This window comes from Streptomyces morookaense (genome assembly GCF_013030945.1).
Taxonomy (GTDB): domain Bacteria; phylum Actinomycetota; class Actinomycetes; order Streptomycetales; family Streptomycetaceae; genus Streptomyces; species Streptomyces morookaensis.
The window spans coordinates 291264-315150 of sequence record NZ_JABBXF010000004.1; the positions used below are offsets into that span (position 1 = coordinate 291264).

A 23887-nucleotide genomic window follows, 5' to 3' on the forward strand; every position below is an offset into this window, starting at 1 on the left:
GGCACGCAACGAATCGTCACCAGGTGACCGGCAGCTCCGATACCGAGAACGCGGAGCCGTTGACGTAGCGCAGCTCCTCGCTCGGCGTGGCCAGGCGGAGAGCAGGAATGCGCCGGAACAGGGTGTCGAGGACGATGCACAGCTCCAGCCGGGCCAGATTCCTGCCGAGGCACTGGTGCGGTCCCGAGCCGAAAGCAAGGTGCCTGCGACTGTCCCTGGTGATATCGAACGTGTCCGGGTCGGCGAAGACCGCGGGGTCGCGGTTGGCGGCGGCGGACAGGGCGGCGACGCCCTCACCCGCCCGTACCAGAGTGCCGCCGATTTCGACGTCCGCCGTGGCGCGGCGGATCAGGGACAGCTCGGCGACGGAGAAGTACCTCAGCAGTTCCTCCACCGCCGCCGGGGTCAGGCCCGGGTCGGCGGTGAGGAGGGCGAGCTGGTCGGGGTGTTCGAGGAGAGCCAGGATCCCGAGTGCGGTCATCGTGGCGGTGGTCTCCAGGCCCGCGACGACCAGGAGCATGCACAGTTCGACCATGGCCCAGCGGCTCTCGTCACCGCTGAAGAGCTGGTGGCCCGCCAGCCTGCCCAGCAGGTCCTCGGGCCGCTCGGTCATCTTGACGGCACACAGCGCGTCGAAATACGCGATCAGAGAGCGGAACGACTCGGCGCGATCCGCATCGGCGGAGTCGTGGGCCATCAGCACCGTGGTGTTGGTGGTGAACTCCTGCCGGTCACCGGTCGGGATGCCGAGCAGCTCGCACAGCACCAGACCGGACATCGGCACGGCCAGCGCGGACACCAGGTCGGCGGGCCCGGCGCCGGCCAGCGCATCGTCGAGCAGACCGTCGACGATGCGCTGGACCTTGGGGCGCAGTTCTCGCATGCGGCGCATGGCGAACTCGCCGGCGACCGCACGACGGGCGGGGCCGTGCTCGGGCGGGTCCATCTCGATCAGCGAGGGCCTGAAGCCGGGGAACACGGTCTCGCCGACGCGCATCCACGGGAAGTCCGGGTGCGAGCGGTCGGAGCTGAACCGGGCGTCGCCGAGCACGGCGCGGACATCTTCATGGCGTGCGGCGACGAACACGGTGCGCCCGCTCGGGCCCGTCACCCTGGGCAGGCCGGGGTGCTCGCGCAGGCCGGCGTAGTCCGGCGGCGGGGAGAACGGGCAGGTCCGGGACATCGGCCATGTCTCGGCCCGCAGCGGGCTCTGGTCGTGCATGGTCACCACCTCGGCTCTTTCGGAAGTCGAGGACGACCGTATGGCTGGTGATTCTCGAATTTCCGTAGTATCCCGTCGAGGCCGTAACTCGGCCGTCCGTCCGTATCACCCGCGGGAGAGAAAAGCGGTGACTGTATGGACGCCGAACCTTCTGTGACCGCCCGGGCAGGAGGACGAATCGCCGAGGGAAGGCGGACCAGGGGGCGGCGGCACCCGGCGCCGACATGACCGACGACGTGCGCACCGCGTACCTGGAGGGCCGGTCCATCGCCGCGCCGGCCCGCAAACACAAGGTCGGCCGCGGAGGCAACCAAGATCATCCCGCGGCCCCTTTGGGGCTTGCCCCGGCGATACCCCTAACGGACGAACCGGATAAAATTTCACGCATGGCGTCCGTCTCCGGGCAATGGCCGTGGTACGTGCGGTTCGCCCCCGGTGTGCTGATCGCCGCCGGGCTGGCGTGGGACGCGCTGTCGCCCGCGAACTACTGGGGCGACCCGATGACCGCCGCGGCCTGCGTGGTCGCGGGCTCCCTGCTGTCGCTGCGGCACACGATCGCGGTCGGTGCGGTGATCGTGGCGGGCGCACTGCTGCTGATCGTCAAGGACGGCCACCTGGGCCATGCCGCGGGCTGGCTCGAAATGGCCAACACCGTCTTCGCCGCTCTCATCGGCATCGGCGTGAACCGCGTGATCGCCCGCCACGGGCGCCGCCTGGACGTGATGCGCTCGGTGGCGGAGGCCGCCCAGCGGGCGGTGCTCCCCGTCCCGCCGTCCCGGATCGGCCCGCTGGCCGTCGCCGCCTGCTACCACGCCGCCCAGACCGAGGCGCAGATCGGCGGCGACGCATACGCGGTGCAGCGCTCGCCGTTCGGCACCCGGGTGCTGATCGCGGACGTCCGGGGCAAGGGGATGGGCGCGGTGGGCGCGGTGGCCCTCCTCCTGGGCGCCTTCCGGGAGGCCGCCGCCACCGCTCCCGACCTGGCCGGCCTCGCCGACCGCCTCGAACAGGCGATCCTGCGGGAGGTCGAGAACCGCAGCGAGGAAATCCGCATGGAGGGCTTCATCACGGCCCTGCTGGGCGAGTTCACGCAGGACGGCGGCACCCTCTCCCTCCTCGCCTGCGGCCACCCGGCCGCGTATCTCTGCCCGGGCACCGGCACCGGGGTCCGCCCGCTGGCCCCGCACGACACCGGCCTCCCCCTGGGCATGAGCCCGCTGGGCGTCCCCCGCCCGCGCCCCGACTCCTGGCCGGTCCGTGCCGGTGACACGCTGCTGCTGGTGACGGACGGAGTGACGGAGGCGAGGGATGCCGCCGGGGCGTTCTACGACCCGGCAGTACGCCTGGCAGGGCTCGGCCCGTTCGGGGATCCGGGGCAGATCATCGACGTGCTGGTCGCCGACGTGGAGCGGTGGATCGGGGGACCGCGGGACGACGACATGGCGGTCCTGGCGGTGCGTCGGGAGAGCACGGGATGACGTGTTCCCACCCGAGTGGCGGCGGCCGGATTGCGGAGTAGCGTGGTTTGTGTCTGGATGCGCGACCCGCATCCTGCGGGACGCGCGTGGACCCGCACCAGAGTGAAAATGGGTCGACATCATGACTCCCACAGACACCCCAACGCGCAAGCGCAGACACCGCGTTGCTGCCTTGCTGTTGGCCGCCGGCACCGCCGCCGCGGTCCCCGCCGTGGGCGGGTGGTGCGGTGGCGGCCATGGGCACGAACATGCCCACGGACACCGGCACGGCATGGTCGCGATGGCCCCCGTCATGGCCCCCTCCATGGGCATGGCCACGGCGGCCCCCGCGGCCCCCATGACGACGAACGCGCCGGCGGCGACGGCCAATCATGTGACGATCGCCGGCTTCGCGTACTCGCCCTCGACGCTCACCGTCACCAAGGGCACCACGGTGACCTGGACGAACAACGACTCGGCACCGCACACGGTGACCGGGTCGGGAGGACTGAACTCGCCGACGCTCCGCCAGGGCGGCACCTACAGCTTCAAGTTCAACTCGGCAGGCACGTTCAGCTATTACTGCACGTTCCACCCGTACATGCACGGCACGGTTGTCGTGAAGTGACGTGAAGTGAGGAGTGACAGGCAGCCCCTGCGGCGAGGCCGCGGGGGTCGCTGCTGCCCGCCCTCAGTCCTGGAGGTCGAAGCTCCGGAAGAACGGCGTACGGACACGCAGGTTCGTGCGCTTCAGGCCTTCGACGGTCTCCTCCAGGGCATCGGCATGCATCATCGGCCCGGTCCACGGCGGGTCGAAGCTCCAGGGGACGGGCCCTGTACGGTGGTTGGCGGTCATCCAGCCGTCGATCCGCGCGTCCACCCAGCCGTGCAGCTTCCAGAAGACCGGGTTGACGTGGGACGAGTAGAAGTCGGCGAGCCAGTCGTAACCGGGAGCGTCCCAGCGGGGATCGACGTCGAAGGGATCGCCGTCCGGTCGGTACGCGGGCAACCGGGCCGACCAGCGCAGGTGCATGCGGTTGTGGATGGTGAACTCGATGCGCGCGCCGAGCTGTCCGAGCGTCATCCCGCGCAGCGCCGAGGGATCGGTGTACTCCGCCTGCCATCGGCGTATTCGGTCGAACGAGGCCGTGCTCTTGGCGTCCTCGACGGCCCGGGTGGTGTCCGGATCGCCCGGGACGTCGAACGGCGGCGGGACGGGGTAGGCGGTGTCCCCGGGGGCGGGGATGCTCGACCACCCTTCCACGCGGGGGTAGCCGGGATCCGCCGCCCGGGCGAGGATCGCGTCGACGTCGGCGATCATCTGCCGGTGCATGTAGAGGAAGTCCTCGCCGGACCCGTTGTCGAGCTCGGGCCGGGAATCGGCCCCGCCCGTCAGCGCCGGGCGGGGCGGGTCCCAGCCGTGGGCGCGGAACTCCTGCTGCTGGGCGGGGGTCAGGTCGGCCCATTCGTTCCGCGAGACGTGCCACAGCATGTGGTGCATGCGCATCGCGCGCTCGGCCATGGCGTCGATCACAGGGCGGGGCAAGGGGACCATCTCGCCCTCCTGGGCGGCTCGGCAGCAGCGTGGGACGTGACCGGGCTCCACTGTGCTCCCACTGTGGCAGCCGTCGGGCGGCGGGCGGGTGCTCCGGCCCCCTTCCAGCGTCACGCAGGTCCCGCACCGGTGCATCCGGGGGCGTGCGCCGCCGGCATCCTCCCCCTCATGCCCCCGGGCCGCCGCCCATCATCCGCAGCATCTCCCTCCCGCCCGTCCGGAAGAACCGCACCACCAGCACCAACGCGAGCCCCAGGAAAGCCGTGTTGAGCCAGGACGTGTAGTTCCAGGAGACCCCCGCCGTCGGAACCTGCGCGGCCCCGTGCCCGGGCACGATGCCGAGCAGGCCGAACATCCACTCCACCGCGTACCCCGCCGCCACCGTCGCCGCGAAGAACGTGCCCAGCAGGAATGCCGCCATTCTGCCGCCGTAGTACTTCCGGTAGATGTTCAGGATCGGCAGGATCAGCAGGTCCGCGAAGATGAACGACACCACACCGCCGAAACTGATGCCGCCCTTCCACAGCACCACCGCCAGCGGCACGTTCCCGATCGAGCAGACGAAGGACGCCATCGCCACCACCGGCCCGACGACCGGGCCCCACGCCTTGGCCGCCAGCGGGTGCCCTTCGAAGAAGAATGCGCGCCAGAAGGAGTCCGGGACCCAGGCGGCGATGGCGCCCGCGACGAGCAGTCCGATGACCAGGTCCCGCAGAACGGCCGCCCATTCCATCACGAAGACGTGGGCGGTGGAGGTGAAACCCTCCGGCGACAAAAGCCGTTGCAGGAAGGTGCCTTCGCGCTGCACGGACATGTCCATGGCCGCATGGCCCTCCATGGAGCCCGCCAGGCCCCGCCCCGCCTGTTCCCGCGCCCCGCGCAGCAGGTCCTCCCGGAGGAATGCGCGGAAGAGCAGGGCCAGCACCGCGATCATCACGGGTCCGCCCGTGAATTCGGCCGCCGTGAACGGCCATCCCAGCAACAGGGCCAGAATGATGCCGAGTTCCACGACCAGATTCGTCGAGGCGATCTCGAACGCCATGGCGGCGGTGAAGTGCGCGCCCTTGCGGAACAGCGAACGTGCCAGCGCCACCGCCGCGTAGGAGCAGGACGACGAGGCGGCACCCAGCCCCGCGGCCAGGGCGAGGGTGCGGGGGCGGTCGTCGCCCAGCGCGGAGACGACGGTGGAACGTCGCACCACCGCCTGGACGACGGCGGACAGGGCGAAGCCCAGGATCAGTGCCCAGGTGATCTCCCACGTCATGGAGCCGGTGATCGAGAGGGCGTGCAGCACGGCGTGTGTCATTCCCGGAGCCTTCCCCGGTCCCGTCCCGGTCCCGGTCCCGGTGCGGGGCGTGCACGGCCGAACGGTCCTGCACGCCCCGGCCTGCCGGCGGCGTCAGCCCTCGGAGGCGGCCGCCTCCTCCTCGGCGGGCGCCGCGGCCGGTGCCGCTTCCACGCCCTCCTCGGCCTCCTCCTCCGGCGGCGCCTCGACCTGGGCGAGGACGACCTGCAGGACCGCCGCGTCCTCCTCCACCGCCAGCGACACCCCGCGCGGCAGCTCGATGTCCCCGGCACGCACCGTGTGGCCGGCCTCCAGGCCCTCGATGGAGACGGTGAAGCCCTCGGGGATGTGTGTGGCCTCCGCCTCCACGGGAAGGGCGTTGAGGATGTGCTCCAGGACATTGCCGCCGGGCGCCAGATCGCCCTCGGTGTGGATCGGGACCTCGACGGCGACCTTCTCGCCCTTCTTCACCGCGAGCAGGTCGACGTGGATGAGGAATCCCTTCAGCGGGTCGCGCTGCACTTCCTTCGGAATGACCAGTTCCTTCTTTCCCTCGATGTCGAGGTTGATGAGGACGTTCGGCGTCTTGAGGGCCATCCACAGCGCATGGCCGTCCAGCGAAACGTGCTTCGGGTCGGCGCCGTGACCGTAGATGACGGCGGGAACCCTGTTGTCGCGGCGGATGCGCCGGGACGCACCCTTTCCGAAATCGGTGCGCACGGTGGCGGGCAGCTTTACCTCGGCCATGACGGCACTCCTCGTCAGTCAGAATGTCAGTGGCCGTTGTCCGGGCCGCCGCGAGTGTATCCACGGCGAGGAGGCCGGACGGCGCGGCTTTACTCCGTTCGGCCGAAGGGAATTGACGGGAAATTCAGACGGCCGCCGCCATCCTCCGCACCGCCTCCGTGAGGATGTCCGGCGACGTCGCCAGCGTGAGGCGGGCGTGCCCGGCACCGCCGGTCCCGAAGGGCGCGCCGCCCGCCAGCGCCACGCGTCCCCGCTCCAGGAAGACCGCGGCCGGGTCGTCGCCGTCCAGACCGAGGCCCCGGCAGTCCAGCCACGCCAGATAGGTGCCCTCCGGCTGCCGGTACTCCACCCCGGGCAGGTGCTCGGCCAGCAGGGCGGCGAGCAGCTTCCGGTTGGCGTCCAGGCCGTCCAGGACGCCGTCGAGCCATGCGCCCCCGTGCCGCAGGGCGGCGCTGTGCGCGATGACGCCCCAGTGGCTCGGCCCGTGGCTCACCACCAGCGGCATCCGGGCCAGTTCCGCGGCCGCGTCCCGACCGGCCACGGCGAGCGCGCACTTGAGCCCGGCCAGGTTCCACGCCTTGGAGGCCGACAGCAGCGCGAACGCGCCCTCCGCCCCGGGGACCGACAGGAACGGCACGTGCTCCGCGCCCGGCAGTACGACCGGCGCGTGGATCTCGTCGGCGACGACCCGCACGCCGTACGCGTCCGCCAGCCCGGCCACCGCCGCCAGTTCGTCGCGGGTGTGCACGGTGCCCGTCGGGTTGTGCGGGCTGCACAGCAGGAAGGCCGCGCGGCGCCCGCCCGCCGTGGCCTCCCGGAAGGCGGCCTCCAGCGCATCCATGTCGATGCGGTGCCCGGCGCCCAGCGGGGCCTCGACGACGCGGCGGTCCATGTGCCCGATGAAGCCGTAGAACGGCGGATACACGGGGGAGTTCACCACCACTGCGTCCCCCGGCCCGGTGACCAGCCGCAGCACTTCGACGGCGCCCGTCATCACGTCGGCCACGAGCGCGGTGCGGTCCACCACCACCCCGTCCCAGCCCCAGCGCTCCCGCGCGAAGCCGTCGAACGCCTCCGCGTAGGCCGGGCCGGCCGCGTACCCGGTGTCGCCGCGGGCGAGCGCTTCGCCGAGGGCCTGCGCTATGGGTTCGGCGAGGGGGACGTCCATCTCCGCTATCCACAGCGGCAGGACGTCCGGGTCGTGCACGCGCCACTTGGCGCTGGTGCGTCGGCGCAGATCGGTGAGGGAGAGCCGCTGCAGCGGTCCGGTCGTGTCGTTCGTGTCGTTCGGCAGTGAGGACATGCAGAGCATTGTGCTGCCCGTGCCTCACCGTGTGACCGCGTCCTTCAAGTGCGCCATCGCGCGCTCGCACAGCTTCGCCGAACCGTCCGGGTCGGTCGAGGTGACGCTCAGGAAGAGCCGGCCGCCCACACCGGCGGCCAGCACGATCGGTGCACCCGACAGGCTCGTGTGCGCGGCCCCGTACAGCGCCGACAGGCGCAGCGGGCCGTAGTCGAGCGGGATCGGCACCCGGGCGCTGCCGAGGAACACGTCGAAACGGGCGCCCTGGGCCTCGCTGCGGCGCAGGACGGACCCGATGACCCGGCGGGGGAGCGGGGCCAGGAGACCGAACGTGCGGACGAGCGAGGCGAGTTCGTCGGCGTGCGCCCGGTGCCGGACCGCGGCGCGGATGTCCCGGGCCAGCGACCAGAAGTCGCGGTGCGTCGTACCGTCCACCGCCAGCAGGAAGTTCGCCGCGTACAGGCCCACGGCCTCGCCGGGCGAAGGCGTCAGGATGCGGCGCAGGTCCGCACCCACGGCGATGCGGGCGGGATGCGGCAGGGCGCGGGCGAACGCCAGGCAGAGGGCGGACTGCAGCGTGGCCCGTTCGGCGCGGCAGCGGGACCGCAGGGCGGAGACCTCGGACGCACACAGCGTCCACGCCGCGCACGAGAGCGGGCCGGGCGGCTGCACGGGCCGCGTGCCGTCGCCGCCGAGCGTGCGGGCGAACGGCACCAGGTCGGCCGGCCGGGCGCGGCCGCCGGGCAGGAGCCCGTCGGCGGGCGGCGGGAGCGCCGCGGCGGGGGCGGGGTCGGGGGCGGGCCCGGCGAGCCGGCGCAGCACGTCGCGGACGACGACGCAGGCGGACAGGGCGTCGGCGACGAGCTGGTGGAAGACGCAGACGAGGTCGAAGGCGTCCCCGGCGTCGACGAGCACGAAGCGGGCGAGCGGCCCGGCGGCGGTGTCGAAGCGGTGCTGCAGCTCCTCCTCGACGACCCGGGCCCAGGCGTCCCGGCCACCGGCCCCGACCACCCGCAGCGGCGGACCCGGCACGCCGTCCGTGGTCAGCAGCGCGTGCCGGCGTCCGCGGGAGGCGATCCGGGCCCCGAGCAGCGGGTGCCGCAGCCGGGCGGCGGCGAGCGCGCCGGACAGCCGGTCCGGGACGGCGCGCCCGTAGACCCGGGCAACGGCGGCGACGTTGGCGGGCAGCACCTCGCCCGCGGCCCATATGACCCGTTCGTACGGGGAGAGACGTCGGCGCATGGACGCAGACTGCCGTGCGGGCAGCGCCCCTGCCGCGGAGGCGGCACGGTTTTCACCCGCGCGGGGACGCCCCGTGCCGCACACGTACATCCCCGTACGTCCCCGCACAACCCCGGCCGCCCCGCGTGAATGGGCCGTTCCTCTCCCGCCCCTGTGCGGGAAGTCCCTAGGGTCGGGGCCATGCAGACGATCACTTTGGGCGCGGTGGAGATCACCCGCGTCGTGGAATGGCACGCCCCGATGGGCCCCGCGGCCGCCGTGTTCCCCGGACTGACCCCCGACAAGTGGGAGGAGCACGCGGCGTGGCTGGTGCCGGACTTCTGGGATCCGGAGCAGGACGCGTTCTCCGTCAACGTGCAGACGTGGGTGCTGCGCAGCGGCGGCATGACGGTCCTCGTCGACACGGGGGTCGGCAACGACAAGGAACGGCCGCACATGCCCGCCTGGACGCACCTGAGAACCGGCTACCTGGACCGGCTCGCCGCCGCCGGGGTGCGGCCCGAGGATGTGGACGTCGTCGTGAACACGCACCTGCACCCGGACCACGTCGGCTGGAACACCCGCCTGGTGGACGGTGAATGGGTCCCGACCTTCCCCAACGCCACATATCTGATCCCCCGTTCCGACTTCGACCACTGGAACCCTGCCGAGGACCGTCCCCGGCGCGGCACGCTCGGCGACGTCACCGTGGAGCAGATCTGCGGGAGCATGTTCGAGGACAGCATCCTGCCCGTGCACCGGGCCGGGCACGCCGTGCTGTGGGAGGGCGAGCGCCGCCGCATCGACTCCGCGCTCACCCTGGAGGCGGCCCCCGGTCACACGCCCGGCTCGTGCGTCGTCCGGCTGGAGTCGGGCACGGACCGGGCGCTGTTCGCCGGCGACATGATGCACACGCCGCTGCAGTTCGCCGAGCCCGACTGCGACACCTGCCTGAGCGAGGACCAGGCCGGGGCGGTGCGCACGCGGCGCCGGCTCCTGGAACAGGCCGCGGACACCGGCACGCTGGTCTTCCCCGGGCACTTCCCCGGGCACGGCGGCGCCGAAGTGCGGCGCGAGGGCTCGGCGTTCGCGATATCCCGCTGGGCGCCGTTCGACCGGACCTGACGCGGCGCCGTGGTGGTGCGCGCCGGGGCGCGGCCGTCGTGTGCGCGCATCCGCCCGGCGGTCACCGCCGGTGACGGCCTCGCACCCGGCTGAAATCACCGGTGCTGCAAGGCTCTCGACGAGGAGCACCGGCGCCGGGAGAAAGGGCGTGCCGTACCACCGGAGATCCGTCTCGACCCACCCCCGCAGCGGCCCGGAGCCGAGGAGTTCCCCGCGGTCGTCGAGCCGCCCCTCACCGGCATACCGCCGGCCGCCCCGCCGCCGGGCCCGGCCGATCCGGTCGCCTGGGAGCCCGCCGGCCACCCGTCCGGTGCGGAGCTGCCGGCCCGGACGACGCCCGTGCTGATGGCGGACGGGCGCGTCCGGGCCGCGCTGGACGGCCGGCGGTACGTCGTCCTCGGGCCAGCGCGCTGAACGACGACAAGGACCGGTCCGTGCCCGCGATCCTCGTCCTCGTCCACGACTACACGGGCCGCCGCACGCTGGAGATCACGCTGGCCGACGCGCAGCCCCCGGCCGACCTGTGGCTGCTGCGCCACCACGGCAGCGAGGACCGGCACGGGCGGCAGGGCAGCGCCGCCGCGGACGGGCTCGGTGCCTACCTGAACGGCGAGGACACCGACGGGCAGAACCTGGTCGTCTGGTACTGCGGCCACCTCGTCCACCATGTCGACGACGCCGGCCGCGACCGGCACGCCGTCGGCCCCGGCCTCGTGCCGCTCGGGCCCTGGTGACGGCGGCCCCGCCGGTTCGTTCCTTCGGCCGATGCGGCACCGGCCGGACGGAGGAGGCGGCGGGGCGCGGGGCGGTGGTTGGGTGGGCCGGTCGGATTGCGGACGACGGCGTGCCGCTTTCTCCTCCCCTGCACCACCGGAACGGAGACGGCGATGCTGCACGTCCTCTACCTCGTCGGGATCGCGGCGTTCGCGGCCAGCGGTGTGCTGGCCGCGCACCGGGCGAGGCTGGACCCCTTCGGCGGCCTGGTCCTGGCCTTCGCCGCCTCGATCTCCGGCGGCACCCTGCGGGACCTGATCCTCGGCCGCCGGCCGCTGTACTGGACCCACGACTGGGTGCTGCTCGCGGTCATCACCGGTACGGCGCTGGCGACGATGCTCTTCCTGCGCCACCGGGACCTGCCGCACCGCTCGCTGATGACCGTGGACGCGGTGGGGCTGGCCGTCGTCACGGTGATCGGCGCGCGGGCGGCGATCGACGCCGGCGTCACCCCGTTCGCGGTGATCATCCTGGCCGTGCTGACCGGAGTGACGGGAGAAGTCGTCCGGGACGTGCTGTGCGGGGAGTTCCCGCCGTTGCTGCTGCGCGAGGAGGTGTACGCGACGGCGGCGCTGGCCGGCGCGGGCGCCTATCTGCTGCTGGACCGGGCCGGGGCGGGGGCCACGGCCGCGGCGGCGGTCTCGATGGGGCTCGTCTTCGTGGTGCGCATGGGGGCGCTCCACTTCGGCCTGCATCTGCCGAGACTGCCGGGCGCGCGGCGGAACGCGTGACGAATGCCCAACCGGCTGAGAAGCGACCGGACTCCGGCGTACCGTGAAAGGCAGGGGCGGTCCGACGGCTGAGAGCGGGTCAGGCGTGAGACTTCGGGGGTGGCTGTGGCGTCGTTGTCGTTCCGGGGCGTGGGTGGCGGTGCTCGCGCCACCGCGCCGGGCCCGTAGGGCGAGCGGGCCGAAGGCGCCGAGATGCCGTCGCTGCTGGTGCACTTCGGCGCGTACGCGGTTCCCCGCGGGGTGAGCGGGCCGCAAGGGCGTACGGAGATCTCCTCCGCACCGGCGACGCCGTCTACATCTGCGGCCGTAAATCCGGCACTTGGTGCCCGCGCCGGGCGTGTCCGCGGCGACGGCCGCTCGTTGCCCCGGGCATGGGGAGTGGTTGCAGGGGGTGCATGGTTCCGGACAGCTTGTGGCGGTGGGCGGGGCCCTCGTCGCCGCTGGTTCCCAAGTGCCCGCGAGGCCAGGGGGCTTGTTGCGATCGGCGTGAATTCGGCGCAACGCAACGGGCTTTGCGTGGCGGCTATTGTTTCATTACCAAAGCTTTGACTAGCCTCCGGGAACACACCCCAGCACCCCCGGGGTGCGCGCCCTCGCACGGCGGCACGCACCCCCGGGCTTCTCCAGTTCACCGACACCACCGCACCGGTCAACAGCTTGGCGGCGTAAACCGGCGCGACATGCCGGTGAACTCCAGTCTTCGGAGGGTACCGTGAATCATCCCGCCCGACTACGTACCGCGATAGCCGCGGACGGCACGACTCCGCTCATCGGCGTCTTCGACATGCTCTCGGCCTCGGTGTCCGCCCAGCACTACGACGGCATGTTCATCTCCGGCTTCGGCTTCGCCGCGTCCCACTACGGCCTGCCCGACATCGGCTTCATCGCCTGGCCCGACATCGTCGCCTTCGTCCAGCGGCTGCGGCTGGCCTTCCCCCGCCAGCACCTGCTCGTCGACATCGACGACGGCTACGTCGACCCCGAGACCGCCTGCCACACCGTGCAGCACCTGGAGGCCATCGGCGCCTCCGGGGTGATCCTGGAGGACCAGAAGCGCCCCCGCCGCTGCGGGCACGTGGACGGCAAGCAGATCCTGCCGCTGGAGGAGTACCTCGAGAAGCTCCACATGGTGCTCGACGCCCGCCGCGACCTCGTCGTCGTCGCCCGCACCGACGCCACGGAGGAGGCCGAGATCCTGCGCCGCGCCAAGGCGCTCGCGGCCACGGACGCCGACGTCGTCCTGGTCGACGGCGTCCGCAGCGTGGACTGGATCCGCAAGGTCCGCGACGTCATCGGCGACAAGCCGCTGCTGTTCAACCAGATCGCGGGCGGCAAGTCGCCCCGGCTGTCGCTGTCCGAACTGACCGAACTCGGCGTGGACGTGGCCATCTACAGCACCCCGTGCCTGTTCGCCGCGCAGTCCGCGATGGACGCGGCGATGGTCCGGCTCAAGGAGGACGACGGCAGGCTCCCGGAGTTCACCTCATCCAGCATCGGCGTCGCCGAATGCCTGGGCCTGCTGGAGAAGAACATCAGCCGCAACCACGGCCGCGAGACCACGGGCGCCCTCGCCTGATGCCCCCACCGGTACGCCGCCCTGCCGGGACGCCCCTCGTCCCGGCAGGGCCCGCCCGGCGGATCTTCGACCCATCGGACACGCCCTAGCCCCCGCCGCTGCTCTGCCAGCCGTAACGGCTGCTGCGCAGCCGGCGCCTGATCCGGTTCATCACCGGGTGCCGGTCGTGCTGTTCGCGGGAGTGCCGGTCCAGCTCCTCCACCAGCCGCTCGGACCGCTTCTCCACATCCAGCTCGTCCAGGATCCGGTCGATCTCGGCCAGCAGCGCACCGTGCAGCTGCCACTGGCCCGGATGCTCCCGGACCCGGACCAGCAGCAGCTCGGCGGCCTGGTCGCGGCTGCTGCGCCCGGCGGCCAGCTCGCGGGCGAACCGCGCCTCGGCCTCCTCCGCGCTGCGCCGCACCTGGGTGGTGATCAGCACCGCGAAGCTCTCGACGGCCCGGGCGAGATGGCCGAACACCTCCTCCAGGGCCGTGGCCACGTCCGCCGGGAACAGCGGCTCGCCCCTGCGCTCCTTGGCGAGGTCGGTGAGCGTACGGGCCGACACCCGCAGCACCACGGCGGCGATCTCCAGGGCGTCCAGCCCCGTCCGCAGCACCACGCGGAACAACAGCCCCTCCTTGACCCGGGGGTTGAGCCGCAGACTGTCCTCGGCCTGCCGCAGCGAGGCATCCACCTGCACGATGTCGTGATCCAGCCGCCGGGCCGCGTGCAGCCGGGCCGCGGCCTCCTCGACGGGCATGTGCCCGCTGATCTCCCGCCCGATGTCCAGCAGCAGGTCCCGCATGCGGCGCGCCAGCTCCTCGATGGCGTCGCCCGCCGGCTGCACCCACACCGGCGGCACGAACAGGAAGTCGAACATCAGGCCCACGACCGCACCGATCAGCGTCTCCAGGACCCGGTCCCACGCCGTCTGCGTCACCTGGGTGACACCCAGCACCAGCATCGCGCTGATGGCCACCTCGGGGACGAACTCCCCCACCCGGACGAACCGCCCGATGACCAGCGAAGCCAGGATGATGAGCCCGAGGCTCCACCAGGTCAGGCCCACCAGCACGCTGAAGCCGATGGCGATCAGGACGCCCGCCACCACCGAGTTGACCCGGCGGATGCTCGTCGTCAGCGTCGAATAGAGCGTCACCTGCACGACGAGCAACGCCGTCAGCGGCGCGGTCAGCGGCAGCGGCTCCCGGCTCAGCTGCAGCGCCACCACGTACGAGATCACCGCGGCCAGCGTGGAGCGCACCGTCTGCACGACCGCGGGCTCCCGGCCGCGCCGCACCAGGGTCGTCAGGGGGTCGGGAAGCTCGCGCACACGGTGCCCTTTCCCGCTGCGCGGTGCACCGCAGTCGTCCCTCGCACCGTGCCACCCGGCTGGTGGTAGGGCTCGTGATCGCGCCCCGAAGGGGCGCGGGGCTGTGTCGATATGCGGCTCCGCCGCGTGGGCGCGACCAGGGCGCCCCGTCAGGGGCGCGGGGAACTGCGCGACCAGCCCCCACCGGCCTGCAGCCGAAGCGCCACCCCCGGGGTCCGGGGCGCAGCCCGGGGGGCGCTACGGCGCCAGGTCCCTGCGGAGCAGCACGGCGAAGGCCGCGGCGATGCCCGCCACCCCCACCCCGCACAGCACGCTCAGCGAACCCCACGGCACGGTCGGGTGCGCCAGGATGTCGCCCGGCGTGTAGTAGTGGAACGGACTGGCATAGCGCAGCGGCCCCGCTTTCGACCAGGCCAGGGCGACGAAGTTCAGCGCGAAGCCCACGGCCCCCAGGGCGATGGCCGCACCGAGGACGTGCGCCCGGCGCCGCGCCGCCGCCGAGACGGCCAGCGCCGGGCCCAGGAGGCACAGCGTCAGCGCCCAGCCCAGCAGCCCCGCGATGAACACCCCGCGCAGGGGCACGTCGTGGTGCATGTCCGGCGAGAGGGCCACGCCCGCGGCGACCGTGAGTGTGGCCACCGCGTTGAGCGCCAAGGCGGCCAGCACCGGCGCCGCCGTGCGCTCGGCCAGCAGCCTGGCCCGGGAGACCGGCCGCACGACCACGAGCTCGATCGTCCCGGACTCCACATCGGCGGCCACCGCGGCCGCCGACAGCGAGGCGATGGCCGTCACCTGCAGGGCGATCCAGAACGGGTGGGTCAGCCCGGCGCCGACCAGCCCCGGGTAACTGCCGATCGACACGCTGCCGGTGGAGCCGGAGAACGCCTTGAACGCACTCGGCGGGGTCCGCCCTCCGCCATCGCCACCGAACATCCGCCCGTGCGGCACGGTGCCGGCGATCACGACGATGAGCAGCTCGAAGACCGCCATGCCGAGCACCAGCGCCGTCAGCATCCGGCGCCGCCGGTGCAGCGCCAGCCACAGCAGCGGGAAACGGTCCCTCATGTTTTCTCCACGGGACTGCGGTAGAGGTCCAGAAAGGCCTCGTCCAGGCCCGCCTCCTCGACGGTCAGATCGGCCACCGGCAGCGCCAGCAGCCCGCGCAGCGCGTCCACCACCTCGTCCGGCGGCACCAGCAGCTCGGCCCGGTTCCCGGTCCACCGCGGCGGCCAGCGGTCCGCCCCCGGAAGCGGCCGTTCCCCCTGCCCGTCGGCGAACGCCAGCCGCACCCTGCGGGCCCGCGCCCGGCGCAGCTCCGCCACCGACTGCACCGTGACCAGCCGCCCCTGCCGCACGATCGCCACCCGGCCGCAGGTCCGCTGCACCTCCGGCAGGACATGGCTGGAGAGCAGCACCGTGCGCCCGGCCGCCGCAGCCTCGGCCAGCAGTTCGTAGAAGGTCTCCTGCACCAGCGGGTCGAGCCCCTCGGTCGGCTCGTCCAGCACCACCAGCTCCGGATCGTGCTGCAGCGCCTGCACCAGGCCGAGCTTCTGCTTCATCCCGCGCGAGTACTCGCCGACCGTGCGCGCCAGATCCGCCGCCGTGAGCCCCAGCCGCTCGCACAGTTCCGCCCGGCGCGGGGACGGCGCCCCCTGCAGGGCCGCCAGCAGGCCCAGCGTCCGCGCCCCCGTGAGCTCGGGATAGAAGCGCAGTTCGCCCGGCACGTAGCCGAGCCGCGGCGCCACTTGGCGGTGCCCGTCCACCGGGTCGTGGCCGAGCAGCCGCACGCTGCCCGACGTCGGCCGCAGCAGTCCGACCAGGCAGCGGATGGTGGTGGTCTTGCCCGCCCCGTTGGGGCCCAGGAAGCCGAAGACCTCGCCCGTGCCGACACTGATGTCGATGTCCTCGACGCCGGTGGTCCGGCCGTACCGCTTGGTCAGCGAGCGGATCTCGATGGCGGGTCCGGGATCGTGCACACGGCACCTCCTCCTCTTCTCACGTCCCTCCTTACCCGCGACGTCACTCGGCGATCAGCACACCGACCCCGGTCATGCGGTCGGCCGCCAGATCGGCCAGCGCCTCGCCGGCCCGGCTCATCGGATAGCGCTGCACATGGACGACGGGCCGGTGCCGGGCCGCCGCGGCGAGGTATGCCCGGCCGTCCGCGCGGGTGTTGGCGGTGACGCTGCGCAGGGTGCGTTCTTGGAAGAGGTGGTCCTGGTAGACCAGCGGCGGAATGTCCGAGAGGTGGATGCCCGCCACCGACAGCGTGCCGCCGCGGTCCAGGGCTGCCAGGGCGACGGGCACGAGGTCGCCGACCGGGGCGAACAGGATCGCCGCGTCGAGCGGTTCGGGCGGGGCGTCGCGCGCGCCGCGCGCGGACGCCGCACCCAGGTCGAGGGCCAGGCGCTGCGCGGCCGGGGCGCGGGTGAGGACGTGGACGGTGGCGCCCTGGGCGATGGCCAGCTGCGCGGTCAGATGTGCGGAGGCGCCGAAGCCGTAGATGCCGAGCCTGCCGCCCGGCGGCAGTTCGGCGCGCTGCAGGGCGCGGTAGCCGATGATGCCCGCGCACAGCAGGGGCGCCAGTTCCTCGTCGGGCGGCCCCTCGGGCAGGCGGTAGGCGAACCGGGAGTCGACGACCGTGTGTTCCGCATAGCCGCCGTGCAGGTCCCAGCCGGTGTACCGCGACTGCGGGCAGAGGTTCTCGCGCCCCGAACGGCAGTACGGGCACGCGCCGCAGGTCTCCGCCAGCCACGCGGCGCCCACCCGGTCGCCGGGGGCGAAACCCTCCGCCTGCGGGTCGGCGGCCAGCACCCGGCCGACGATCTCGTGACCGGGCGTGCACCGGGGCAGGTGCGGAGGCAGGTCCCCCTCGGCGAGGTGCAGATCGGTACGGCACACCCCGCACGCATGCACGCGGATCAGCAGCCCGGAGGGTCCGAGCGGCGGCAGGGCGCGCTGCACCCGGCGCAGCGGGCCCTCCGCGGCAGGGGCGGTGCGGTCGACCACCCAGGCCGTGGTCGTCACGAGGTCACCGGACGGCGTCATGGCCGTCGCCTCCGCTCAACTGCTCGGCCCCCTGGACCACTTGGGCTCCAGCTCGCTCCACTCCGCCTCCCACTGCGCGTACCGCCTGCGGTCCAGCACGGCCGCGACCGCCGCCCGGGCGCCGAGCGAGAGCACGGCCAGCGCGCTCGCCGTCATGCCGCCCGCCACCCAGCCGGTCAGCACGGCGGACTCCACCGGCATGGGCGGGTCGGTGACGGATCCGCTGCGGTCCACCCAGATGCGCACGGACGCGCCCGTGGGTGTCCCCGAGGCCACCTTGGCGATGCCCGTGTGCTTGTGGCCCGCCGCGTCCGTCCAGGAGACGGGGGCGTCGTCCAGCCGGGCGCCGGTCACCGAGAGGGACTGCGGGGTGCCCTGCGGGTGTGCCGTCAGCCGGCCGGTGACCTGGTGCCGCTCGGCCGCCTGCGCGTGGACGGTGTGCAGCTGGGAGTCGTACACCGCCCTGCCCACCGCGGGCGCCGCCGTGGGCAGGGCGAGCAGGAGGAGTGCGGTCAGGCAGGCGTTGATCCGGGCCTGCAACCGGTCGGAGGGGCGGCGCAGGGCGTCGCCGCCCCCGCCCGGGCCCTGGCCGAGGGGGCCGGAGCCGGGTGTGCTGTGCCTGCCTCGCAGGTTCATGAGGTGCCTCCCTGAGCCCGGCGCAGCGGTCTTCCTTCCATGGTCGGGGCAGACACGCGTGACGTCACGGGGAACGCAGTGCCCTCTTGCCCGCCGCGGGCCGACACTGGAAGCAGAGCGGCGGCCGTGCGCCGCACGGGAGCCGCCGCGGACCGGACGGAGGCGGACGCCATGGAACCGGCACCCATCACCGCAGGACTCGACGGCTCGCCCGAGAGCCTGGCCGCCGCGCACTGGGCGGCCGGCGAGGCCGACCGTCGTGGAGCGACCCTTCGGCTGCTCCACGCCTGGATCCTGCTGGTGGCGCAGCCGCGCAACGTCGCCCGCGAGGACGACCAGGACTACTGGGCCAAGCGCCTCGTGCGCGCCGCCCACACCGAGGTCCAGGCGCGCCGCCCCGGCCTGCACATCGTCGACGAGCTGGTGGCCGGGGACCCCGCGACCGTCCTGCTCAAGGCCGCCGGCGAGTCGACGATGACCGTCCTCGGCTCCCGAGGGCTGGACCGCGTCTCCAGCTTCTTCCTGGGCGACGTGGCCCTGCACGTCGCGGGCCGGGCCGAGCGCCCGGTGGTGCTGGTACGCGCCGGGGCGCACGGGGAACACCCGGCGCCCTCGCCCGGGAGCGGCGTGGTCGTGGGGGCCGGTCTGCACGGCCCGGGCGGCGACGAGGTGCTCGGCTTCGCGTTCGGCGCGGCCGACGGGCGCGGGGTGCCGCTGACGGCCGTGCACGGGCTGTCCCTGCCGGTGCAGGCCTACGCGCCCTGGGGCGTCGACCCCGACGTGGCCGAGGAGCTGAGCCATGACGCCCGGCAGCAGCTGGCGGCCGCGCTGCGGCCCTGGCGCGCGACCTACCCCGACCTGCCGGTGACCGGCACGGTCCGGCTGGAGAGCCCCGCCCGCGCGGTCGTCCGGGCGGCGGAGGGCGCCGGCCTGGTGGTGGTCGGCCGGCGCAGGCACCGCACCGCGCTGACGCCCCGCCTGGGAGCGGTGGTCCAGGCGTGCGTGCACCATGCCTCCTGCCCGGTCGCCGTGGTCCCGCACGACTGACGGGTCAGAGGTCGTTGCCCGCATAGGACAGGTTGAAGCTCTTGTTGGTCAGGGGGAAGTCGGGGACGATCGTGTCCGCGAGCGCCACCGGCAGGGCGGGCCAGTTGAAGAACGACGGGTCCACCGGCTTCACCCGGGTCAGCGTGCCGTCGACGGCAACCTCGGCACGGGTGGTGATGGCGCCGCGCCAGCCCTCGACGATCCCCACGCCGGACCCCGCGGGCCGGGCGCCGCCCGGGTAGGGGTCGTGGACGGACAGGCCCGGATGCAGCCCCGCGGACAGGTGCACGATCACGTCGACGGAGGCGTCGATCTCCTCGGCCCGCACCAGGAACCGGGCCAGCACATCGCCCGCGGAGTGCACGGGCACGGCGGGCGGCGCGGCCTCCTCGTGGAAGGGGTGGTCGGTGCGGGCGTCGGCGGGCAGGCCGCTGGCCCGCGCCACGCAGCCCAGGCAGCCGAGGTCGCGGGCGGCCTGCGCGGGGAGTCGGGCCGTGCCGGTGAAACGGTCGCGGACCCCGCCGTGCCCCAGAGCAAGGTCGGCGATCTCCCGGATGTCGTTGCGGATCGCCCGCATCCGCGCGGGCTCCGGCACGGCCCGCAGCCGGGCGCCGCCCGGCAGTACGGCGCCGCGCAGCAGCCGGTGCCCGGTGACCTGCTGATTGAGGCGCAGCAGGGTCTCGCGGACGCGCAGGGCCTGGGAGTTGAGCACGGAGTGGCCGACGTCGTTGCACAGCGCGCCGAGGTCGGCGACGTGGTTGTGCAGGCGTTCGAGCTCCAGCAGCAGCGCGCGGGCCCGCTGCGCGGCGCGCGGTGCCCGGATGCCGACGGCCTCCTCGACGGCGAGGCAGTACGCGAGGGCGTGCCCGACGGCCGTGTCGCCGCTGATGCGCTCGGCCAGCGCCAGGCCGCCCGCGAGGTCGCGGCCCTGGAAGAGCTTCTCGATGCCCTTGTGGACGAACCACAGCCGGGCCTTGAGCTTGAGGATCGTCTCCCCGACGACGGAGAAGCGGAAGTGCCCCGGCTCGATGAGACCGGCGTGCACGGGGCCGACCGGGATCTCGTAGACGCCGTCGCCCTCGACCTCCAGGAACGGGTACGGCCCTTCCGGCTCGCCGAACTCCGGCGGGGGGCCGGCGTCCGGGCACATCGGGTACCAGCCCTTGGGCCAGTGGAAGTGCCGTACCAGGCGCCGGGGCAGCGGGTGGTCCAGCGGGACGACCCCGTGCAGGTCCCGCATCTCGCGCTCGAAACGGCCGGCGGGGAAGGACAGCGGTGCCAGGGAGGGCACTTCGGGGTGCTCCGGGTCCAGCCGGACGTGCAGTTCGGTGCGCACGTCCGGCGGTCCCGCCACGAAGAGGTAGACCACCCGCACGGCCCGGCCGCCCGGTGCCCCCTCGTCGTCGTGGTGGGCGGCGACCAGGGCGAGCCGGTGGCCCTCGCGCAGCAAGGCGCCTGCCCGGTGGGCGAGTTCGCCGGGGCCGATGTCGGTGATCTCGCGGGGCGCGGAGAGGGATCGCAACGGTCAGGGCCTTCCCGGGAGCGCGGCGGCGGACAGCAGGTCGGTCAGCGGCCCCGCGGCCACCCCGAGGGCGGCGCACGCGGCCAGCCCCAGCACGAGCGGCAGCCCGGCGGCCATGCCCAGCCGCACCGGGACGGCCGGGGTACCGGGGGCGAGGCGGGCGGGGCCCGGGCGGTCTCCGGCGGGCCGGTACGGACCCTGCGGCGTTCCCTCGGCCGCTACCGGGGGCACTCCCAGGCGCTGCTCCGCCGGTTGCAGCTGCAAGGCGACCCCGGCACCGGACGCCGCAGGGCCCGCGCCGACCCGTGGGACATCCCCCAGCAGCATCGCGGCGGTGCGCACGGCGAGTGCGGCGAAGGCCGTCAGCACCAGGAGCAGCACGGCGGCCGCGGCCCAGCCGAAGCGGGCGGCGAACGCGGCCCGGGCCAGGGCGAGTTCGGAGGCGAACAGGCCGGACGGCGGCAGGGCCAGCAGCGCCAGCACGGACAGTCCGAAGGCGGTGCCGAGCCCGGGGGCGCGGGCCAGCAGCCCGCGGACCCGGCCGATCCGGGTGGTGCCGCGCAGTTGCAGCACGTGCCCCGAGGCGCAGAACGCCACGGTCTTGGCCAGCCCGTGACCGGCGATGTGCAGCAGCGCGGCGGACATGGCGAGCGGGGTGCCGACGGCGGCGCCCAGCGCGATCAGGCTCATGTGCTCCATGCTCGAATACGCCAGCATCCGCTTGTAGTCGCGCTGGGCGAGCAGCAGCGCGACCGCAAGTGCCAGGGTCAGCAGGGCGGTTGCGGTCAGCAGCGTCCGGGTGTAGCCGGGGCCGAGCACCAGGTCGGCGACGGCCTTGCAGCGCAGGACGGCTGTGAACGAGACCGACAGCAGCACCCCGGACATCAGCGCGGAGACCGGGGCCGGCGCCTGGCTGTGCGCGTCCGGCAGCCAGGCGTGCAGCGGCACCAGGCCCGCCTTGGCGCCGAACCCCAGCACCACCAGCGCGGTGGCGAGCCGGGTGACCGCCGGGTCCAGCCGGTCCGCGTGCGCGACGAGCACCGGCCAGTCCAGCGCCTGTGCCTCGGGGATCTGCGCGGCCCGCGCCGCGTAGTACAGCAGCACGATGCCGAGGAACGCCAGGGCGATCCCGGCCGAGCAGATCACCACGTACTTCCACGCGGCCTCGACGGAGGCGCGGGTGCGGCGGTGGCCGACGAGGAAGGCCGTGACGATCGTGGTCGCCTCGATGGCCACCCACAGCACCCCGAGGTTGGCGGCCAGGACCGCCGCGCACATCGCGCCCAGGAAGGCGTGCACCAGCACCTGGTAGCGGCGGGCCGTCGCGGCGTCCGCGCGCCCGGCCGCGCGCTCGCCCGCCAGGTGGGCGGGGGCGGCGGCAGCGGCCAGGGCCGCGACCGCGCCGACGACGAGGAGTATCCACACCGACAGCGCATCGGCGCGCAGCACGCCCCGGAAGGCGGTCGGCGGGTGCCCGCCGGAGAGCACCGCCCGGGCCAGCACGACCCCGGCGGCGAGCACGGCACAGGGGGAGAGCAGGCCCGTCCACGCGCTGAGCGCGCGGCGGCGGAAGGCGGTGTGCACTCCCGCGGCGGCCAGCGGGACGGCCACGGGGACGGCGAGCCAGACCTGAGAGGCGAGGGGGGTCATCAGTCGTGCAGCTCCCGCAGGTCGTCGATGTCCGTGGTGCCGAAGGCGGTCCGCATCCGGGTGGTGAGGATCTGCAGGACGAGCACGGCGAGCACCACGTCGAAGGAGACGCCCAGTTCGACGATGAGGGGGACGCCCGACGCGGCCAGGAAGGCGGTGGCGGTGATGCCGTTGTCCAGCAGCAGGAAACCCACCACCTGGGCCAGGGCCCGGCGGCGGGTGGAGAGCACGAAGAAGCCGATCAGCATGACCGCCAGCCCGACCGGCAGCGCCCGGGTGGCGGGCGCGGGCCCGAGCAGGACCAGCGGCCGCGCCACCGCGTAGGCCAGCAGCGTCAGCAGCGCCGCAGTCAGCAGCGAGGCGGCGACGTTGACCAGCGGCTGGGTCTCCCAGGCCTCGCTGACGTTCTCCACGTAGCGGTGCCCGGCCCCCGTCACGGGCGCGGGGACGAGGGAGTCCAGGGCGCGGCGCATCAGGTACGGCAGGACGCCGGTGCGCAGTACGCCGATCCCGGCGGCGACGGCGATGAGTTCGCCGCGCGCCTCGTGCAGCCCGAGAAGGAACGGCAGCGCCGCCAGGGCTACGCCCTGCAGGGCGAACGTCCGGACGATCGCGGTGAGTTTGCGCTGCCACAGCACCACCACGGCCGCCAGCAGGAACGCCCCGCAGGCGAGGTCGAGGAGCTGGGTGTACGTGCCTTCGCTCACGGTGCCCTCACTCTCCGCTCAGGAAGTAGGAGGCGGTCACGGCGAGCAGCGCCAGCAGGAAGGAACCGGCGAGGAGTTCGGGCACCCGGAAGAGCCGCAGCTTCGCCCAGAACACCTCGCCCGCCGCCAGTGCCGCGCCGAGCAGCGCGGTCTTCGCGACGAAAACGGCCAGGGCCACGGCCAGCGCCGCCCACGAGGGCCCGGTGGCGATGCCCCAGGGCGCGAAGACCGAGGTCAGCAGCCCCAGCAGCACCGTCAGCCGCATCTGGGCGCCGAGTTCGACCAGGGCCAGGTCCGGCCCGGCGTACTCGAGCACCATCGCCTCGTGCACCATGGTCAGTTCGAGGTGGGTGGCCGGGTTGTCCACCGGCAGCCGCCCGGTCTCGGCGAGCACCGCCACCGCGAGCGCCGCCGTGGCCAGCAGCCCGGCGGGCGAGGCGAGCCGGGCCGGCTGCTCGACGGCGCCCGCGACGATGGCCGGCAGGTTGGTCGACCGGGCCGGTATCGACAGCGCGAACACCGCGAGCAGGATGGTCGGTTCGACCAGGGCGGCGATCGTCATCTCCCGGGAGGCGCCCATCCCGCCGAACGCCGTGCCCGAGTCCAGCCCCGCCAGCGCGAGGGCCACCGTGCCCAGGGCGAGCAGGGCCACCACCAGGATCACGTCCGCGTTGCGGCCGACCGGGGTGTCCGTCGAGAGGAACGGCACCAGCGCCGCCGTGACGGCCGTGGTGGCGACCAGCAGCGCCGGGGCGGCGCGGAAGGCGGGGCCGGTGCCCACCGGTGTGATGGGCTCCTTGCGCAGCAGCTTGCGCAGATCGCGCCACGGCTGTGCGATCCCCGCACCCGCCCGTCCCTCCAGGCGCGCCCGTACCTGCCGCATCAGGCCCGCCAGCAGCGGCGCACCGGCCGTCACGACCGCCACCTGCGCGGCCACCGCCGCGATGCCCGGCCCGCTCATGCCGC

General features: G+C 73.7%; 22 protein-coding genes. 7 read left to right on the plus strand and 15 right to left on the minus strand.

Translation table 11 applies throughout. The features are described 5' to 3' along the window. Window positions 1-16: 16 nt before the first annotated feature. On the minus strand, window positions 17-1222 hold the full coding sequence (locus HG542_RS02935) for a cytochrome P450 (protein ID WP_171078394.1): 1206 nt from the start codon (window positions 1220-1222) through the stop codon (window positions 17-19). Between the two features lie 386 nt (window positions 1223-1608). On the opposite strand from HG542_RS02935, the gene HG542_RS02940 reads away from it, so the two are divergent. Together HG542_RS02940 and HG542_RS02945 are read left to right on the plus strand one after the other, a co-directional pair. Then, the gene (locus tag HG542_RS02940) at window positions 1609-2700 is read left to right on the plus strand and encodes a PP2C family protein-serine/threonine phosphatase (RefSeq protein ID WP_171078395.1); all 1092 of its coding nucleotides are present in this window, start codon (window positions 1609-1611) and stop codon (window positions 2698-2700) included. 172 nt (window positions 2701-2872) lie between these two features. Further along, window positions 2873-3307, plus strand: coding sequence for a cupredoxin domain-containing protein (locus HG542_RS02945; protein WP_227722706.1), 435 nt, complete (start codon window positions 2873-2875; stop codon window positions 3305-3307). A 63-nt stretch (window positions 3308-3370) separates the two neighbouring features. On the opposite strand, the gene HG542_RS02950 is transcribed toward HG542_RS02945, so the two are convergent. The 5 genes from HG542_RS02950 to HG542_RS02970 form a co-directional block, all read right to left on the minus strand. Next, a complete protein-coding gene (locus HG542_RS02950) occupies window positions 3371-4234 on the minus strand; it encodes a Tat pathway signal protein (RefSeq protein ID WP_171078396.1) in 864 nt (287 codons plus the stop codon). Between the two features lie 166 nt (window positions 4235-4400). Further along, the gene (locus tag HG542_RS02955; protein ID WP_171078397.1) at window positions 4401-5540 is read right to left on the minus strand and encodes a permease; all 1140 of its coding nucleotides are present in this window, start codon (window positions 5538-5540) and stop codon (window positions 4401-4403) included. 93 nt (window positions 5541-5633) lie between these two features. Next, the gene (locus HG542_RS02960) at window positions 5634-6266 is read right to left on the minus strand and encodes a 50S ribosomal protein L25/general stress protein Ctc (RefSeq protein ID WP_171078398.1); all 633 of its coding nucleotides are present in this window, start codon (window positions 6264-6266) and stop codon (window positions 5634-5636) included. A 124-nt stretch (window positions 6267-6390) separates the two neighbouring features. After that, window positions 6391-7569: a MalY/PatB family protein gene (locus tag HG542_RS02965; RefSeq protein WP_171078399.1), complete on the minus strand. Its 1179-nt coding sequence runs from the start codon at window positions 7567-7569 to the stop codon at window positions 6391-6393. 24 nt (window positions 7570-7593) lie between these two features. Further along, the gene (locus HG542_RS02970; protein WP_171078400.1) at window positions 7594-8811 is read right to left on the minus strand and encodes a hypothetical protein; all 1218 of its coding nucleotides are present in this window, start codon (window positions 8809-8811) and stop codon (window positions 7594-7596) included. 180 nt (window positions 8812-8991) lie between these two features. On the opposite strand from HG542_RS02970, the gene HG542_RS02975 reads away from it, so the two are divergent. The 4 genes from HG542_RS02975 (at window position 8992) to HG542_RS02990 (ending at window position 12996) form a co-directional block, all read left to right on the plus strand. Next, a complete protein-coding gene (locus HG542_RS02975) occupies window positions 8992-9915 on the plus strand; it encodes an MBL fold metallo-hydrolase (protein ID WP_171078401.1) in 924 nt (307 codons plus the stop codon). 434 nt (window positions 9916-10349) lie between these two features. Continuing rightward, window positions 10350-10649, plus strand: a complete 300-nt coding sequence (locus HG542_RS02980) for a hypothetical protein (RefSeq protein ID WP_171078402.1) — start codon at window positions 10350-10352, stop codon at window positions 10647-10649. 153 nt (window positions 10650-10802) lie between these two features. Further along, window positions 10803-11420, plus strand: a complete 618-nt coding sequence (locus tag HG542_RS02985; RefSeq protein WP_171078403.1) for a trimeric intracellular cation channel family protein — start codon at window positions 10803-10805, stop codon at window positions 11418-11420. 712 nt (window positions 11421-12132) lie between these two features. After that, window positions 12133-12996, plus strand: coding sequence for an isocitrate lyase/PEP mutase family protein (locus HG542_RS02990; protein ID WP_171078404.1), 864 nt, complete (start codon window positions 12133-12135; stop codon window positions 12994-12996). 85 nt (window positions 12997-13081) lie between these two features. On the opposite strand, the gene HG542_RS02995 is transcribed toward HG542_RS02990, so the two are convergent. The 5 genes from HG542_RS02995 to HG542_RS03015 form a co-directional block, all read right to left on the minus strand. Further along, window positions 13082-14311, minus strand: a complete 1230-nt coding sequence (locus HG542_RS02995) for an FUSC family protein (protein ID WP_171078405.1) — start codon at window positions 14309-14311, stop codon at window positions 13082-13084. Between the two features lie 237 nt (window positions 14312-14548). Continuing rightward, window positions 14549-15376, minus strand: a complete 828-nt coding sequence (locus tag HG542_RS03000; RefSeq protein WP_171078406.1) for an ABC transporter permease subunit — start codon at window positions 15374-15376, stop codon at window positions 14549-14551. Further along, entirely contained in the window at window positions 15373-16287 is a 915-nt protein-coding gene (locus HG542_RS03005; RefSeq protein ID WP_171078407.1) for an ABC transporter ATP-binding protein, read from the minus strand. Before HG542_RS03005 ends, HG542_RS03000 begins: the two co-directional genes overlap by 4 nt. Window positions 16288-16330: 43 nt before the next feature. Further along, a complete protein-coding gene (locus HG542_RS03010) occupies window positions 16331-17359 on the minus strand; it encodes a zinc-binding alcohol dehydrogenase family protein (protein ID WP_171078408.1) in 1029 nt (342 codons plus the stop codon). Between the two features lie 15 nt (window positions 17360-17374). Further along, the gene (locus HG542_RS03015; protein ID WP_171078409.1) at window positions 17375-17995 is read right to left on the minus strand and encodes an Rv1733c family protein; all 621 of its coding nucleotides are present in this window, start codon (window positions 17993-17995) and stop codon (window positions 17375-17377) included. 171 nt (window positions 17996-18166) lie between these two features. Here HG542_RS03015 and HG542_RS03020 point away from each other — a divergent pair, with 171 nt between their 5' ends. Next, window positions 18167-19042, plus strand: a complete 876-nt coding sequence (locus tag HG542_RS03020; RefSeq protein WP_171078456.1) for a universal stress protein — start codon at window positions 18167-18169, stop codon at window positions 19040-19042. A 4-nt stretch (window positions 19043-19046) separates the two neighbouring features. Here the strand turns inward: HG542_RS03020 and HG542_RS03025 are convergent, their stop codons facing one another. The 4 genes from HG542_RS03025 to HG542_RS03040 are packed head-to-tail and all read right to left on the minus strand — an operon-like array spanning window position 19047 to window position 23882. Then, window positions 19047-20537: a hydrogenase large subunit gene (locus HG542_RS03025; protein ID WP_171078457.1), complete on the minus strand. Its 1491-nt coding sequence runs from the start codon at window positions 20535-20537 to the stop codon at window positions 19047-19049. A 30-nt stretch (window positions 20538-20567) separates the two neighbouring features. Then, the gene (locus tag HG542_RS03030; protein WP_171078410.1) at window positions 20568-22214 is read right to left on the minus strand and encodes a proton-conducting transporter transmembrane domain-containing protein; all 1647 of its coding nucleotides are present in this window, start codon (window positions 22212-22214) and stop codon (window positions 20568-20570) included. Further along, complete coding sequence (locus HG542_RS03035; RefSeq protein ID WP_171078411.1) at window positions 22214-22921, minus strand: hypothetical protein; 708 nt, start codon at window positions 22919-22921, stop codon at window positions 22214-22216. The genes HG542_RS03030 and HG542_RS03035 overlap by 1 nt, the downstream gene beginning before the upstream one ends. 7 nt (window positions 22922-22928) lie before the next feature. After that, window positions 22929-23882, minus strand: a complete 954-nt coding sequence (locus HG542_RS03040; RefSeq protein ID WP_171078458.1) for a respiratory chain complex I subunit 1 family protein — start codon at window positions 23880-23882, stop codon at window positions 22929-22931. Window positions 23883-23887 lie beyond the last annotated feature (5 nt).

What these genes read in the sequence shown, in the direction of transcription:
- HG542_RS02935 (WP_171078394.1), bottom strand. Translation starts at nt 1,222, where the DNA reads ATGCACGACCAGAGCCCGCTGCGGGCCGAGACATGGCCGATGTCCCGG.
- HG542_RS02940 (WP_171078395.1), top strand. Translation starts at nt 1,609, where the DNA reads ATGGCGTCCGTCTCCGGGCAATGGCCGTGGTACGTGCGGTTCGCCCCC.
- HG542_RS02950 (WP_171078396.1), bottom strand. Translation starts at nt 4,234, where the DNA reads ATGGTCCCCTTGCCCCGCCCTGTGATCGACGCCATGGCCGAGCGCGCG.
- HG542_RS02955 (WP_171078397.1), bottom strand. Translation starts at nt 5,540, where the DNA reads ATGACACACGCCGTGCTGCACGCCCTCTCGATCACCGGCTCCATGACG.
- HG542_RS02960 (WP_171078398.1), bottom strand. Translation starts at nt 6,266, where the DNA reads ATGGCCGAGGTAAAGCTGCCCGCCACCGTGCGCACCGATTTCGGAAAG.
- HG542_RS02965 (WP_171078399.1), bottom strand. Translation starts at nt 7,569, where the DNA reads ATGTCCTCACTGCCGAACGACACGAACGACACGACCGGACCGCTGCAG.
- HG542_RS02970 (WP_171078400.1), bottom strand. Translation starts at nt 8,811, where the DNA reads ATGCGCCGACGTCTCTCCCCGTACGAACGGGTCATATGGGCCGCGGGC.
- HG542_RS02975 (WP_171078401.1), top strand. Translation starts at nt 8,992, where the DNA reads ATGCAGACGATCACTTTGGGCGCGGTGGAGATCACCCGCGTCGTGGAA.
- HG542_RS02985 (WP_171078403.1), top strand. Translation starts at nt 10,803, where the DNA reads ATGCTGCACGTCCTCTACCTCGTCGGGATCGCGGCGTTCGCGGCCAGC.
- HG542_RS03000 (WP_171078406.1), bottom strand. Translation starts at nt 15,376, where the DNA reads ATGAGGGACCGTTTCCCGCTGCTGTGGCTGGCGCTGCACCGGCGGCGC.
- HG542_RS03010 (WP_171078408.1), bottom strand. Translation starts at nt 17,359, where the DNA reads ATGACGCCGTCCGGTGACCTCGTGACGACCACGGCCTGGGTGGTCGAC.
- HG542_RS03015 (WP_171078409.1), bottom strand. Translation starts at nt 17,995, where the DNA reads ATGAACCTGCGAGGCAGGCACAGCACACCCGGCTCCGGCCCCCTCGGC.
- HG542_RS03020 (WP_171078456.1), top strand. Translation starts at nt 18,167, where the DNA reads ATGGAACCGGCACCCATCACCGCAGGACTCGACGGCTCGCCCGAGAGC.
- HG542_RS03030 (WP_171078410.1), bottom strand. Translation starts at nt 22,214, where the DNA reads ATGACCCCCCTCGCCTCTCAGGTCTGGCTCGCCGTCCCCGTGGCCGTC.
- HG542_RS03040 (WP_171078458.1), bottom strand. Translation starts at nt 23,882, where the DNA reads ATGAGCGGGCCGGGCATCGCGGCGGTGGCCGCGCAGGTGGCGGTCGTG.